At 63.8% G+C, this 13,388-nt stretch carries 12 protein-coding genes, 1 tRNA gene and 1 pseudogene; 9 read left to right on the top strand and 5 right to left on the bottom strand.

The features are described from left to right. Positions 1-62 precede the first annotated feature (62 nt). A pseudogene (locus tag BN1127_RS00635) lies at positions 63-290 on the top strand (GNAT family N-acetyltransferase); the annotation flags it as partial. Between the two features lie 69 nt (positions 291-359). Here the strand turns inward: BN1127_RS00635 and BN1127_RS00630 are convergent. Next, the gene (locus tag BN1127_RS00630; RefSeq protein WP_042648124.1) at positions 360-1,760 is read right to left on the bottom strand and encodes a DEAD/DEAH box helicase; all 1,401 of its coding nucleotides are present in this window, start codon (positions 1,758-1,760) and stop codon (positions 360-362) included. A 273-nt stretch (positions 1,761-2,033) separates the two neighbouring features. Beyond that, positions 2,034-2,510 carry a glutathione peroxidase gene (locus tag BN1127_RS00625; protein WP_042648123.1) on the bottom strand — a complete coding sequence of 159 codons (477 nt, stop codon included), beginning with the start codon at positions 2,508-2,510 and terminating at the stop codon, positions 2,034-2,036. 201 nt (positions 2,511-2,711) lie between these two features. Between BN1127_RS00625 and BN1127_RS00620 the strand changes: the two genes are divergently transcribed. Both BN1127_RS00620 and BN1127_RS00615 read left to right on the top strand, forming a co-directional pair. Then, the gene (locus tag BN1127_RS00620) at positions 2,712-3,320 is read left to right on the top strand and encodes a 2OG-Fe(II) oxygenase (protein ID WP_042648122.1); all 609 of its coding nucleotides are present in this window, start codon (positions 2,712-2,714) and stop codon (positions 3,318-3,320) included. Positions 3,321-3,532: 212 nt separating this feature from the next. Further along, positions 3,533-4,519, top strand: coding sequence for a D-alanine--D-alanine ligase (locus tag BN1127_RS00615; RefSeq protein WP_042648121.1), 987 nt, complete (start codon positions 3,533-3,535; stop codon positions 4,517-4,519). A 274-nt stretch (positions 4,520-4,793) separates the two neighbouring features. On the opposite strand, the gene BN1127_RS00610 is transcribed toward BN1127_RS00615, so the two are convergent. Further along, positions 4,794-5,222: a VOC family protein gene (locus tag BN1127_RS00610; protein ID WP_042648120.1), complete on the bottom strand. Its 429-nt coding sequence runs from the start codon at positions 5,220-5,222 to the stop codon at positions 4,794-4,796. A gap of 182 nt (positions 5,223-5,404) precedes the next feature. On the opposite strand from BN1127_RS00610, the gene BN1127_RS00605 reads away from it, so the two are divergent. Both BN1127_RS00605 and BN1127_RS00600 read left to right on the top strand, forming a co-directional pair. Next, a complete protein-coding gene (locus BN1127_RS00605; RefSeq protein WP_042648119.1) occupies positions 5,405-6,181 on the top strand; it encodes a tRNA-uridine aminocarboxypropyltransferase in 777 nt (258 codons plus the stop codon). Positions 6,182-6,481: 300 nt separating this feature from the next. Further along, positions 6,482-7,261: a TSUP family transporter gene (locus tag BN1127_RS00600; RefSeq protein WP_042648118.1), complete on the top strand. Its 780-nt coding sequence runs from the start codon at positions 6,482-6,484 to the stop codon at positions 7,259-7,261. A 7-nt stretch (positions 7,262-7,268) separates the two neighbouring features. On the opposite strand, the gene BN1127_RS00595 is transcribed toward BN1127_RS00600, so the two are convergent. Together BN1127_RS00595 and BN1127_RS00590 are read right to left on the bottom strand one after the other, a co-directional pair. Then, a complete protein-coding gene (locus BN1127_RS00595; RefSeq protein ID WP_042648117.1) occupies positions 7,269-8,201 on the bottom strand; it encodes a LysR family transcriptional regulator in 933 nt (310 codons plus the stop codon). A gap of 52 nt (positions 8,202-8,253) precedes the next feature. After that, a complete protein-coding gene (locus tag BN1127_RS00590; protein ID WP_042648116.1) occupies positions 8,254-9,171 on the bottom strand; it encodes a DMT family transporter in 918 nt (305 codons plus the stop codon). Positions 9,172-9,295: 124 nt separating this feature from the next. Here BN1127_RS00590 and BN1127_RS00585 point away from each other — a divergent pair, with 124 nt between their 5' ends. The 4 genes from BN1127_RS00585 (at position 9,296) to BN1127_RS00570 (ending at position 13,278) form a co-directional block, all read left to right on the top strand. Further along, a complete protein-coding gene (locus tag BN1127_RS00585) occupies positions 9,296-10,216 on the top strand; it encodes a helix-turn-helix domain-containing protein (protein WP_042648115.1) in 921 nt (306 codons plus the stop codon). A gap of 261 nt (positions 10,217-10,477) precedes the next feature. After that, positions 10,478-12,112: an ATP-dependent endonuclease gene (locus BN1127_RS00580; RefSeq protein WP_042648114.1), complete on the top strand. Its 1,635-nt coding sequence runs from the start codon at positions 10,478-10,480 to the stop codon at positions 12,110-12,112. Between the two features lie 102 nt (positions 12,113-12,214). Continuing rightward, the gene (locus BN1127_RS00575; protein WP_005329358.1) at positions 12,215-12,934 is read left to right on the top strand and encodes a hypothetical protein; all 720 of its coding nucleotides are present in this window, start codon (positions 12,215-12,217) and stop codon (positions 12,932-12,934) included. Positions 12,935-13,201: 267 nt separating this feature from the next. Then, positions 13,202-13,278, top strand: a tRNA-Met gene (locus BN1127_RS00570). Positions 13,279-13,388: the final 110 nt, after the last annotated feature.

The raw sequence follows: 13,388 nt of genomic DNA, 5'->3' as shown, positions 1-13,388 counted from the left end.
CTTATTATCTGAATTCCCGCTAGATGTAATTGTGAGAGGTATTTTATCACTAGATAAAATACCTCGAGATGCTCTTCATCGCCCCCGAGGCGAGAGGAAGCGGGGTCGGCCGCCTGCTGGTGGCCCACGCCATCCAGCGGCAAGGGGCGAGAAGGGTGGATGTCAACGAGCAGAATGCCCAGGCCCTCGGCTTCTATCAGCACCTGGGTTTCGGGGTGACGGGGCGCTCTCCCCTGGATGGTCAGGGCAAGCCCTATCCCCTGCTGCACATGGCCTTGGCCGCCGGTTAAGGGCGTCAGAGCATAAAAAAACCGCCCGAAGTGGGCGGTTTTTTTGTGTCAGGTCGGCAGGGGGTTGCCTCACTCCTCGCTGGAGTTGTCCTGATAGTCGTCGCGCTGGGCCTTGGGCAGGCGGCGCATGGGGGTGAAGCCGATGTCTTCCCCCACGACCTCGCGCTTGCGAGCCGGGGCCGGCTTCTTGGGGCCGTCCCCTTTGGCCTTGCCCTTGCCTTTGGCCGCGTCAGGCTTGCCCTTGGCATTGTTGCTCTTGGCGTTGGCATGGCCGCGGGCACGGGGCGGGTTTTGCACCGGCTTGCTGCCTGGCAGGGTCTGGCGGCTCGGTTTGCCGCTCGGCTCGTACCCTTCCATGATCTCCACGGTCAGGGATTGGCCGATCAGGGCCTCGATATCCTTGAGCTGGCCCAGCTCGTCCTGGCTCACCAGGGAGATGGCTTCGCCACCACGGCCGGCGCGACCGGTGCGGCCGATGCGGTGGATGTAATCCTCCGCCATCTGGGGCAGCTCGAAGTTGATCACATGGGGCAGCTGATCGATGTCCAGGCCTCTGGCGGCGATGTCGGTGGCGACCAGCACCCGCACCTTGCCCTCGCGGAAATCGGCCAGCGCCCGGTTGCGGGCACCCTGGCTCTTGTCGCCGTGAATGGCGACGGTATTGAGACCATCCTTTTGCATCTGCTGGGCGAGGCGGTCGGCGATCTGCTTGGTACGCACGAACACCAGCACCCGCTGCCAGTTGCCACGGCCGATCATGTGGGAGAGCATCTCGCGACGGCGCTCCCGGTCGACCTGGATGACGCGCTGGGTCACCTGATCGGCGGCGGTGTTGCTGGGATCCACCTCGATCAGGGTGGGGTCATTGAGCAGATCGTCTGCCAGCGCCTTGATGTCGTTTGAGAAGGTGGCGGAGAACAGCAGCGTCTGACGCTCTTCCGGCAACGCATTCATGATGCGGCGAATGTCGGTGATGAAACCCATGTCGAGCATGCGATCCGCTTCATCCAGCACCAGCACTTCTAGGGCGCTCAGGGTGAGTGCCCCCTGGGTCAGCAGATCCAGCAGGCGGCCCGGGGTGGCGACCAGGATGTCGACCCCGAGCTTGATGGCGTCCAGGTTCGGCTTGATGCTGACGCCGCCGTAGGCGATCAGGGTACGGAACGGCAGATGATGGGCGTACTTGATGATGCTCTCGCCCACCTGGGCGGCGAGCTCCCGGGTCGGGGTCAGCACCAGGGCGCGAACCTGACGGCGACCGCCACGGCCGTGGTTGGCCAGCAGACGGTGCAACATGGGCAGGGTGAAACCGGCCGTCTTGCCTGTCCCTGTCTGGGCACCGCCCAGCACGTCCTGACCGGCCAGAATGGCCGGGATGGCTTGCTGCTGGATGGGGGTGGGTTGTTCGTAACCCAGCTCCTTGACGGCCCGCAGGATGTGCGGTGACAGACCCAGTTCATTGAATGACATGTTCGAGAGAAACTCCGAGCCTTGGGCTCAACGGGTGACGGCAGCCTTGGCCCGTCACGACATGGAAGAAGGTGGGTAGCGGGTCAGGACACGGCCTGATCCCTTCAGGCCCGTCCCGCGGGCGCTACGACACGAAAAAGATAATGGGCGCGTAATATAGCAGAAGTGACGAGGACACGCAGTAACGGCGTCACGAATGAGGACCCGGAACACCGAGGGGCGGCCAACTGATGGGAGAGGGGCCACGCCAGCCTGTCGCACGGGGTGCCCCGCTCACAGCAGCGCCTGGATGGCCCCCGCCAGATCCTCGGGCTTGGTCTGGGGGGCGAAGCGGTCCACCACCCGGCTCTCCCGATCGAGCAGGAACTTGGTGAAGTTCCACTTGATGGCCTCGCTGCCGAGCAGCCCGGGCTTTCGCTGCTTGAGCCAGCGATAGAAGGGGTGGGCCTGCTCGCCGTTGACCTCGCACTTGGCCATCAGGGGGAAGCTCACCGGGTAATCCACCTGGCAGAAGCGGGCTATCTCCTCGGCATCCCCGGGCTCCTGGTGACCGAACTGATCGCAGGGAAAGCCCAGGATCACCAGTCCCTCAGGGCCAAACTGGCGGTGAAGGGCCTCCAGCCCCGTGTATTGGGGGGTGAAGCCGCAGCGGCTGGCCACGTTGACCACCAGCAGGACCTTCCCTTGCAGGGCGTCTCTCGGGAACTCGCTGCCATCGAGTCGTTGCAGGGGAATTGGGGGCAAGGGCATGGGGTTCTCCTGGGCCGTGGATGCAAGGGGAAGGCCCGTGTCGGGCGCTGCTTGCACGTTAACGGGCCCGGAGCGGCGGGGCAAGGGGAAACCACGACTGATCCTATTGATGGCGGGACTTCTCAAGAGAAGCAATCCGGTTTGTGCCAAGGGGGGGAAGTCGCTACAAAGCGCACTCTCTCCACTCGCTGCGAGTCAATCTTGGACTATCAAGCCGTCATGGATGCCATTTACACCCGGGGATGGGTGATTGTGGATGATTTCTTAACCGCCGCCGAGGTGGATGCCTTGCGGGCCTGCCTGCCCGATGAGTGGCAACCTGCGGGGATAGGGCGGGAGGGGCTGCATCAGGGCAACCCGGAGATCCGCCGGGATCAGATCCACTGGCTGGATCCTGATCAGGGCGCCCCCGTGGCCGACTATCTGGCCCGCATGGAGTCCCTGCGTCTGGCGGCCAATCGCAACCTGATGCTGGGGCTGTTCGACTACGAGGCCCACTTCGCCCGCTACCGCCGCGGTGACTTCTATGCGACTCATCGCGACGCCTTTGCCGGACGATCCAACCGCCGTCTCACCTCGGTGTTCTACTTGAACAACGGCTGGCAGCCCCAGGCGGGGGGTGTGCTGCGGGTCTATGACAACGACGAGCAGTTTCTGATGGATGTCTCCCCCAAGGGGGGGCGCCTGGTGCTCTTCCTGTCGGAGGAGTTTCCCCACGAGGTGCTGCCCGCGAGCGAGGAGCGCTACAGCATCGCCGGCTGGTTTCGGGTCAATGGCAATGGCGCCGGTCGGGTCGATCCCCCTCGCTGAGTCCGTTTCGTCCCGTTTTTGACACAGGCGCCGCTTTTTACGGGCCAGTATGGGGGGATGGCGTCCCCATCGGCTGACAAGGCTTCCTCTCCCTTGCTACACTGGCCGCACTTATGTTCGTATCTGGCTTCGCCCGTTGTTTGGTGCGCAGGTCGCGCAGCCGAATTTTCCCCGGCCATGACGAAGCCGCTTCTCCCAAGGGATCACATCTAATGAAGAACATGCATGTCTTGCTGCTGTGCGGCGGCGGTGGCGCCGAGCACGAAGTCTCTCTGCGCAGTGCCAATTTCCTCGAACAACAGCTCGGTCTTTTGCCTGGGGTCGAAGTGACCCGGGTCGAGATGTTCGCCGACCGCTGGCTCAGTGCCGACGGCCGCGAGTGCAAGCTGGGGCTGGACAAGCTGCTCTCCTTTGACAGCGTGGCCCGTCCGGTGGACTACGTGGTGCCCTGCATCCACGGCTATCCGGGCGAGACCGGCGATCTGCAATCCTTCCTCGAGCTGGCGGGCCTGCCCTATCTGGGGTGTGATGCCGAGGCGAGCAAGATCTGCTTCAACAAAATCAGCACCAAGCTGTGGCTCTCCGCCATCGGCATCCCCAACACCCCTTATCTGTTTTTGACCGAGCAGGGCGACGAGGCGTTCGCCGAGGCGAGAGCCGCACTGGCCAAGTGGGGCAAGGTGTTTATCAAGGCGGCCTCGCAAGGGTCATCCGTGGGCTGCTACTCCGCCAGCAACGAGGCCGAGCTGGTGCAGGGGATCAAGGATGCCTTCGGTTACTCCGAGCAGGTGCTGATCGAGAAGGCGGTCAAGCCCCGCGAGCTGGAAGTGGCTGTCTACCAGTACGGTGACGAGCTGGTGGCCACCTATCCCGGGGAGATCTGCGTGCCCCAGGACAAGTTCTACACCTATGAGGAGAAGTACAGCAGTGCCAGCCACACCGAGACCGCGCTCAAGGCCGAAGGCCTGACCCAGGCTCAGTCTGACGCCATCCATGCCTACTCCCTCAAGGCTTTCCGCCAGCTGAAGTTGACCCATCTGTCACGCATCGACTTCTTCCTGACCGAGGATGGCGAGATACTGCTCAACGAGATCAACACCTTCCCGGGCATGACCTCCATCTCCATGTTCCCGAAACTCTTGGAGCATCACGGCCACAGCTTCGCGGCCTTCCTCGAGCAGAATCTGCGCCCCGTCTGAGGGTGCCGACAAGGCATATCAACAAGCGAGGGGCCCAAGGGCCCCTCTGTCGTTTTTGCGGTGTTGCATGGCCCTCAGGGTTGCTGGCAATCCCCGGGGAATGGAGTGAACAGCCAGATGTGCGCCCCTTGCGGATTGGCAATGAGCGCCAATGTAGCGCTGTCGTCATGACTCTCAGGGTTGCTGGCAATCCCCGGGGAATGGAGTGAACAGCCAGATGTGCGCCCCTTGTGGATTGGCAATGAGCGCCAATGTAGCGCTGTCGTCATGGCCCTCAGGGTTGCTGGCAATCCCCGGGGAATGGGGTGAACAGCCAGATGTGCGCCCCTTGCGGATCGGCGATGAGCGCCATGCGCCCGACGGTGGGGATGTCCATGGCGGGCACCACCAGGCTGCCGCCATGCCGGGTCACTTTGGCCAGCCTGGCATCGACGTCATCCACCGCTATGTAGGTCGCCCAGTGGGGCGGCACGCCAGCCATCTGGGGGTTGTTCCGGGTGGACTGTACTCCGGCCACCGGTCGGCCATTGACCACCAGCATGGGGTAGTTGCCTCCCTCCATCTCCATGAGCTGGCTCTCCCAGCCGAGCACTTCGGCGTAGAAGCGGATCCCGGCCTCGCCATCCGGCACATAGAGCTCGTGCCAGGTAAAGGTGGATCCTTCGGCCAGGGCGTGCTCCCTGGCCATGTCTGGTTCTGCCATCTTGTCCTCCTTGTCCCATCGGCCTTCCCGTGCGTGGGATGATGGGATGAGGACCAAGTATAGAGCGGTGCGTCGGGCCTGTGCGCCTGGCTGGGCAGATGCTGCGCACCTTGCTCCCGGCAGACCCGCCCGCTACAATCTGCCCCCTTTTTCCCGCAGACCCTGTCGCCGAGCCGCGCCCCATGAAGCCCATCCCCGATCATGCCGTCAATCGCCTGCGCATCTGGCGCAAGAGCATCTCAACCCGTCCCTTTCTCGCCCGTGGCGGCAGCGTGCCCCGCTGCGAGGCCTGCCAGCTGCGTCATGCCTGGTGTGCCTGCGAGTGGCGCCCCGAACTCAAGGCCGAGGCGGGCTTCTGCCTGCTGATGTATGACAGCGAGCCCATGAAGCCGTCCAATACCGGCCGTCTCATCGCCGACGTCTTGCCCCAGACCACCTGGGCCTTTCTCTGGCAGCGCACAAAGCCCCATCCCGAGTTGCTGGCCCTATTGGCGGATCCCGTCTGGCAGCCCTATGTGGTGTTTCCTGCCTGCGAGAAGAACCCGGCCCGGGTGACCGAGCAGGTGGCCCTGGTCCCAGGCAAGAAGCCGCTCTTCATCCTGCTGGACGGCACCTGGCCCGAGGCGCGCAAGATGTTCAACATGAGCCCCTATCTGGATGGTTTCCCGGTGCTGTCGGTGCGGCCGGATACACTCTCCACCTATGGCATGCGAGTCGCTCACTGTGATGAGCATCTGTGTACCGCCGAGGTGGCGGCCTGCGTGTTGGAGGTGGCCGGGGAGCTGCAGGCAGGGCAGGCGTTGCAGCACTGGTTCAATCTGTTCAGCAGCCGTTATATGGCGGGCCGAGTCAGCCGGGCCCCGGGCGAGGACGAGACCCCGCTGTTGCAGGCCCTGGAGACGATCAAGGGGGAGGTTGCCGAGTCTGACGCTCAGCGGGGCGAGGCAGCGCTGGCTTAACCCTGTTCAGCAGCCGCTATATGGCGGGCCGGGTGAGCCGGGCCCCGGGCGAGGACGAAAACTCGCTGTTGCAGGCCCTGGAGGCGATCAAGGGGGAGGGCGCTGGACTGGCTGACCCTCTCCTGCAGGGATCGGACGCTGCCTGAGCCACCGGGGCAGACTGATGAAAATCAGGAATCAATTGGCTGCCATTGTTTCGTTAGCCTCATGAGCCCGCCCCCGTTAGGATAGCGACCTGCATTGTGCTCAAACAGGACACCCGGGATTGCCGCAGGTGGCCACATCACACGAGGTTTATGGATGGAACTGGAACTGCTCACCCTGGTTGCCCTGTTCGGGGTTGCTCTCATCGCCGGCTTTATCGACGCCATCGCCGGAGGCGGCGGCCTGCTGACGGTGCCGGCCCTGCTCGCCACCGGCATGCCGCCCGCCCTGGTGCTTGGCACCAACAAGTTGCAGAGCAGTTTCGGCTCCTTCTCCGCCACCTGGTTCTATGCCCGCCGTGGGTTGCTGGAGTGGGGCATCATCTGGCCGGCAGTCATTTGCACCTTCATCGGCGCGGCCCTCGGCACTCTGGCGGTGCAGACCATAGACGCCGCCATCCTGGAGCGGCTGCTGCCCTTCCTGCTGGTGGCGTTTGCCTGTTACTTCTACTTCTCCCCCAGGGTGAGCGATGCGGAGAGCCAGCGCCGCCTCACCCCCATGATGTTCGCCCTGCTGGTGGGGGGCGGGGTCGGCTTCTATGACGGCTTCTTTGGTCCCGGCACCGGGTCCTTCTTTGCCATCGGCTTCGTGGCGCTGGCGGGCTTTGGCATGGCGCGGGCCACGGCCCACACCAAGTTGCTCAACTTCACCTCCAACATCGCCTCCCTGCTGTTCTTCGCCCTCGGTGGCAAGGTGGTGTGGAGCGTCGGTTTTTGCATGGCGTTGGGTCAGTTCATCGGGGCCCGCTTCGGTTCCAAGCTGGTGCTCAAGAAAGGGGTCAAGCTCATCAAGCCGCTGCTGGTGACCGTCTCCCTGCTGATGTCCGCCAAGCTGGTGTGGAGTCAGTACCCCGAGCTGTTCAGCTGGCTGGTCTGAGTCAGCTCTAGCCTTGGCTCACCCGGGCGAAATGGGCCCGGATCTCCTCGACCAAGCGCTGGATGCGCGCCCGTTTCAGGCTGCTTGGGCGATAGACCAGGTGCAGTGGGCGCGCCAGCCCCGGCAGGGCGCGCGCCCGTTTCCCCTGATCCCCCACCAGGGCCAGCAGACCGGCCGGCAACAGTACGGGGCCTATGCCGGCCTTGGCCAGCTCGATCAGCGCCAGGTAGGAGTCGAGCTCCATGGCCGGCACCAACCCGAGCGCGGCCAGGGGATCCCGCAGATAGCGATTGGAGGGGTTCTCCAGATCCATGGTGAGTATCTTGCGCACCTTCTCCTGCGCCAATAATTCCTCATTCACCTCTGCCTCGCTCAGCTTGCCAGTCAATGTTGCTTGCAAGGCGATCTGATGATCCGGCTGCACCACCTCATCCCCATCGTCCCCCACCAGATAGAAGGGCTCTTCCAGCAGCAGCTCGGCGCACAGGCCGTGACCGGGGGGCAGGCGACCGGCACAGATGCCAAGCAGGGCGTCCCCCCCGCGTACCCGCGTCAGGATCACCGGCGTATGGTGAGTGGAGAGGGCAAGGTGGGGATCCCGGCCCAGGTAGTCGTGCATGAAGCGGGCGAGGTAGCCCGCCAGCAGGGTTTCGGAGCAGGCGACAGGCAAGGGAGTCTTGTCGGTGAGGGTTTGGCTGTCCGCCAGCACCCCCTTCATCTCCGCGAGGCTCGGGGCTACCCGGGCGAGCAGCTCCCGGGCCTGGGGGGTGAGCCGGATCTGGCGGCCATCCGGCTCGATGAGCCGCTTGCCAAGGCGCTGCTCCAGCTGGGTGATGCGTTTGCTCACCGCCGACTGGCTGATATAGAGGCGACTCGCGACCTTGGCCATGGTGCCCTCGCTCGCCAGCAGGCAGAGTGTCTCCAGCCCTTCCAGTAACATCGTCTCTCCGGTCATCCTCTGTAGGGAGCCGTTACCTTAGGGGCTGGTGGCATCAGGGGCAAGTACCGTTTGCAGCCCTCGATAACGGCCAGCGCCACGTCTTGACGGGCGGGGCGAAGATCACCAGGTTGCCGATGAGGCTCACCACCACCCCCATGATGGAGACCGTCTGCCAGACGAAACCCTCATACAGGGTGGAGAGGCTGAGCGCTACCAGGGGAAACAGCACGGTGGCATAGGCGGCCTTGCTGGCGCCGATGCGCCCCACCAGGGTGAGGTAGGCGGTGAAGGCGATGACGGAGCCGAAGATGGCCAGATAGACCATGGCCGCGAGGTAGCGGGGCTCGGTCGGCAGGGTCAGCGACTGGCCGAGTACCATGACCCAGCCCAGCAGCAGCGCCACTCCGTACACCATGCCCCAGGGCACCATCTGCAACACCTGGTAACCCTGACGCTGGCCACGGGCAGAGACAAGGTTCCCGAGGGAGAAGCAGAGGGTGCCGCCGCAGGCGAAGAGCAGCCCCTTCCAGCCGTTTGCACCCAATTGCGCATCTGCCAGCACGGGCCAGAACAGCAGCAGGGTACCAAATAGGCCCAGCAGTGACCCCTGCAACCAGCGCAGGCCGGGACGCTTGCCCTCGAACAGCCAGAGGTTGAGGCCGTTGAAGATGCTGGCGCTGGCGAAGATCACCGCCGACAGACCGCTCGGTATATAGAGGGTGGCGTGATAGAAGCAGAGAAAGTTGGTGGAGAAGAGCAGGGCGCCGAGCAGGGCCGCATAACGCTGTCCGGCCCAGGGCAGGCGAGGGAACCTGCCGCTCACCGTGAGCAGGGCAAACAGCGCCAGCGCCGCCAGGGCGAAGCGATAGAGCACCGAGACCTCGATGGGAATGGGGCCGAGCTGCCAGGCGATGGCGATCCAGGTACTGCCCCAGATGAGGACGGTGGAAACATACAGCAGGAGATTCATAAGCGGATCCGATGAAAAGGAGAGTGACATGGGGATCAGCATGGATCGGACGGCGTGAGCTGGCTTGCACCATCTTGCGGTTTTTTGTGGCCGGCAGCAGCGCTTGGCGAGCCGCCGCGATAAGATGACGGCACGGGAACAAGGATGGGGCAGACAGGTGCAGCAGAGACGACAGGCGGGGGTGTTTGATGCCCTGGTCAGCACGGGGGCGCGGCTGGAGGATTCCTGCTGGCTGGAGCCCGGGCTCGGGGTGGCCAGTTGGCGCAACCGCTACGATCAGACCCGCTACCACAAGCCGGGTCACCACACCATCAGCGTCTATCTGCAGGGGGGCGAGCAGACCGAGCGCCTCGATGGTCCCGGCGGCCATGGCGGTACCGGCAAGGTGTGCATCATGCCGGATCACCACAGATCCGAATGGCTGGTACGCGAGGAGTTTCGCTTCTTCCACCTCTACTTCACTCCCGCCCACTTCACCCGCATCGCCGAGCAGGTGTGCGACAAGGAGGGGCGCCACCTGGTGTTGCAGGACAAGACCTTCATCGAGGATCCCCAGGTCGCGGCCCTGGTGCAGGCACAGCTGATGAAGCTGGACTGGCAGCACGGGGTCGATCGCATGGCGCTCTCCCACGGTGCCTGGATGCTGATGTTGCACGCCTACCGTCACCATACCCGGGAGGCGCCCAGCCTGCCGGAGGTGCGGGGCGGCCTGGCGCCCGTCGTTGTCCGGCGGGTGCAGGAGTATCTGCGGTCCCACCTGGCGGACTCCGTGACCTTGAGCGATCTTGCCCGGGAGGCTGGCCTGAGCGAATACCATTTTGCCCGTATGTTCGGCCAGAGCCTGGGCTGCCCGCCCCATCGTTACCTGCTGGGGCTCAGGCTCCAGCGGGCCAAGCAGCTGCTGGCAGGAAGCGATCCCCTGGCCAGCATCGCAGCCCAGTGCGGCTTCTCCTCCCAGGCCCACTTTGGTAATCGTTTTCGGGAGGCCTTTGGCCTGAGCCCGGGGCAGTGGCGCGCACAATTGTCATTCTCCTGTCACAGATAACGCTGAGACTCTGGGTAAAAGAGGTGTACCCTCTGCCTCTTACCCACAAAAAGGAATGCCCATTGAATCATCGCAAACGTCAGACCCGCACCCGCCACCTCTGGTTCAGCCACTGGAATGCTCCGCAAGACCGCATCTCTGTTCCCACCCCACCCGAACCCGCAGTGCCTCACAGTTCCCGCTGAAAACCCCAAGACCCGATAGGATTTTTCCGGCAACTTTGCCACTATTGCGCCATCAGGATGGACTGGATATGGCCGCATGTTTCTGGAACGCATTGAAGTCAAAGGTTTTCGCGGGATAAATCGGCTCTCGCTCGGGCTGGATCACACCACGGTTCTCATCGGTGAGAACGCCTGGGGCAAGTCCAGCCTGCTGCGTGCCCTCTGGTGCCTGCTGGGGGATGCCGAACCCTATCAATTCAGTCGCGATGATTTCCATCAGCCCGAAGACCCCGAGCTGAGCCCGTCGCGCACCCTGCAACTGGTGCTCACCTTCAGCGAGTACCGCCCCCAGATGTGCCAGCACTCCCGCCGATTGGCGCGCCTGGGTTCGGCCTGGATCCCCCACAAGGACAAGTTCCACCGGGTGCACTATCGCGCCAGCGCCGAACTGCAGGACGACGGCAGCGTGCAGAGCACCCATGATTTTCTCGATGGAATTGGCAAGAGCCTGGCCATCGACAACAACGAAGAGCTGGTGCGGCTGCTCATCACCATGAACCCGGTGTTCCGGCTGCGGGATGCCCGTACCGCCCGCGACGGCATAGAGCGGCTGCCCTGGGACGATCTCTCCGAGCAGCGACTCGGGGAGCTCGCCGGCAAGTTGACCGATGAGCCCCAGCGCATCGGCGAACCCGAGCTGAAAGAGGCGCTGCAGGCAGTACAGCAGTTGATGGAGCACTACTTCAGCGCCCTGGCCCCCATCAAACACAAGCCCCGCAGCCAGCGGGAGATCGTCAATCGCCCCATGACCCTGCGCAATCCCGGCAACTTGCAGGTGCTGCTGCGCAATGCCGATAACCGGGCCCTGCAACTGGCCATGGCGGGCATGGCCGCCATGCTGCTCCATGCCCGCGGCAACCGCGAGCTGGAGGAGGGGGCCAGGCCCATCCTGATGCTGGAAGATCCCGAGAGTCGCCTGCACCCCACCATGCTGGCACTGGCCTGGGGCCTGCTCGAGCAGTTGCCCGGTCAGAAGCTGCTCACCACCAACTCGGGGGACCTGCTCTCTTCCCTGCCGCTCAATCAGGTGCGCCGCCTGGTGCGACGCCAGCATGACATCCTCTGCCACCAGTTGGGGGGGGAACGTTACAGCAGCGATGACCTGCGCAAAATCGCCTTCCACGTGCGGATCAACAGACCCATGTCGATGTTTGCCCGCTGCTGGTTGCTGGTGGAGGGGGAGACAGAGATCTGGCTGCTCTCCGAGCTCGCCCAGATCTGTGGCTACAGCCTGCGGGCGGAGGGGGTGCGCATCATCGAGTTTGCCCAGTGCGGTCAGGCCCCTCTCATCAAGGTGGCCCGTGACTTCGGCATCGAGTGGCACCTGCTCACCGACGGCGACGAGGCGGGCGCCAAGTACGCGAGCTCGGCTCGTTCCCTGCTCAAGGGGGAGCGTGAACGGGACCGGCTGACCCAGTTGCCCTCGGCGGACATAGAGCACTACCTCTACCAGAACGGATTCGAGGCGGTGTTTCGGCGCGAGGCGGGTGTCGGTGGGCGCTCCACCCTCAACGCCGGGCGCATCATCTCCAAGGCCATTCATCACCGCAGCAAGCCCGGCATGGCGCTGGCCGTGGTGGAGGAGGCGGAGCGCCTTGGCAGCGAACACATTCCCCCCATGCTCAAGCAGATGTTTGCACGGGTGGTGGCCCTGGCCCGCGGCCAGAGCTAGTCTCGCAGGCGTTGGGAATAGGGGCGGGTTTGGGTATACTCGCCCCTCATTTTTGCTGCCGGGGCCTCTTGGTCCTGTCCTCTGTTTGCTGCCGGAGACCCTATGTTCGTCCAACTTCCTTTTTGGCTCTTTTCCCTGACCGGCCTGATGGCCCTGGGGGCCTTGATCGCGCTCGGGATCGTCTTGTGGCGTGGGGATCTCTGCCCGGGCCAGCGCTCGCGGATCACCAACCAGCTCTTCTCCATCTGGGTGATCACCGGCCTCTCCCTGATGCTGGGAATTGAAGCCGGGGTGACCGGCTGGCTTCCCTGGTGCGGGGGCGCCGCCCTGATCCTGGGGATAGTGCTTTCCCTGGCCCAGTCCCGCCTCGAGGGCAAGCGTGCCATTCCCGCCACCCTGCTGTGGCTGCCCGCCATGCCGCTCGCTCTCTATGGCCTGGGTCTGCTGCAGATCCAGGGCTGGCTGAATGGTGTGCTGCAGATGGTGCTGCTGGGCTCGGCCTTCGCCCACCTGATGCTGCTGCGTGCCCGCCACCGCCTGCAGGCATTCAACCTGCTGCTGCCGCTGGCGGGGCTGTTGGCCGCCATGCTGAGCCTGATCTGGCTGGCGGTGCTGGTGAGCGGGCAGGACAATGGCGCTGGGCTCGATGCCCTGATCCCCGGGGTGCTGACCCAGGCGGGCTTGCTCATTGCCGCCCTGCTGCTCTGGTTCAGCCCTATCTACCGGCAGCAGGAGACGGCCCCTGTGGTGTTGTCCGTGACCCTGTGCGGTCTCATCATCGCCCAGATAGCGGCGACCAGCGTGCTGCACCAGCTGGCCTGAGTCGCACAGTGGCAAGCCAGGGAGTAAGCCCGCGTTGTATAGATGCGGGCTTTTCCATACATAGAGAGGGGTATGTGGCACGCCGGAGCCGGTAGCGCAGCCTGGCAGGCGAGGGCCTTGAGTGGCAAGGTCGGCACCTAGTTGACTGAAAAAACTACGGTTTGTTGCAAAAGAACACAACATGTGATGGTTTAATCCCCTGGTAAACTTTTTTTAGGATAATTACTTGCAATCTCAGCGTTGGAGCCTATTATTGGCGACCTCAGACGCGGGGTGGAGCAGCTCGGTAGCTCGTCGGGCTCATAACCCGAAGGTCGTCAGTTCAAATCTGGCCCCCGCAACCATCTGAGTGTCGACATCGATGACAACCTTCGGTTGATAGCTGATGAAGACGATTCGAACTGGCTACTGCTCGGCCACTTTGGAAAAAATTACGGACGCGGGGTGGAGCAGC

Source organism: Aeromonas media, assembly GCF_000819985.1.
Taxonomy (GTDB): Bacteria; Pseudomonadota; Gammaproteobacteria; order Enterobacterales; family Aeromonadaceae; genus Aeromonas; species Aeromonas media.
This window is presented reverse-complemented; position numbering and strand designations above follow the sequence as displayed.

Bases quoted from the DNA above. Each gene is read 5' to 3' on its own strand.
- BN1127_RS00615 (WP_042648121.1), top strand. From the start codon at position 3,533: ATGAAGAACATGCATGTCTTGCTGCTGTGCGGCGGCGGTGGCGCCGAG.
- BN1127_RS00590 (WP_042648116.1), bottom strand. From the start codon at position 9,171: ATGAATCTCCTGCTGTATGTTTCCACCGTCCTCATCTGGGGCAGTACC.
- BN1127_RS00585 (WP_042648115.1), top strand. From the start codon at position 9,296: ATGACGGCACGGGAACAAGGATGGGGCAGACAGGTGCAGCAGAGACGA.
- BN1127_RS00600 (WP_042648118.1), top strand. From the start codon at position 6,482: ATGGAACTGGAACTGCTCACCCTGGTTGCCCTGTTCGGGGTTGCTCTC.
- BN1127_RS00625 (WP_042648123.1), bottom strand. From the start codon at position 2,510: ATGCCCTTGCCCCCAATTCCCCTGCAACGACTCGATGGCAGCGAGTTC.
- BN1127_RS00630 (WP_042648124.1), bottom strand. From the start codon at position 1,760: ATGTCATTCAATGAACTGGGTCTGTCACCGCACATCCTGCGGGCCGTC.
- BN1127_RS00610 (WP_042648120.1), bottom strand. From the start codon at position 5,222: ATGGCAGAACCAGACATGGCCAGGGAGCACGCCCTGGCCGAAGGATCC.
- BN1127_RS00575 (WP_005329358.1), top strand. From the start codon at position 12,215: ATGTTCGTCCAACTTCCTTTTTGGCTCTTTTCCCTGACCGGCCTGATG.
- BN1127_RS00605 (WP_042648119.1), top strand. From the start codon at position 5,405: ATGAAGCCCATCCCCGATCATGCCGTCAATCGCCTGCGCATCTGGCGC.
- BN1127_RS00595 (WP_042648117.1), bottom strand. From the start codon at position 8,201: ATGTTACTGGAAGGGCTGGAGACACTCTGCCTGCTGGCGAGCGAGGGC.
- BN1127_RS00580 (WP_042648114.1), top strand. From the start codon at position 10,478: ATGTTTCTGGAACGCATTGAAGTCAAAGGTTTTCGCGGGATAAATCGG.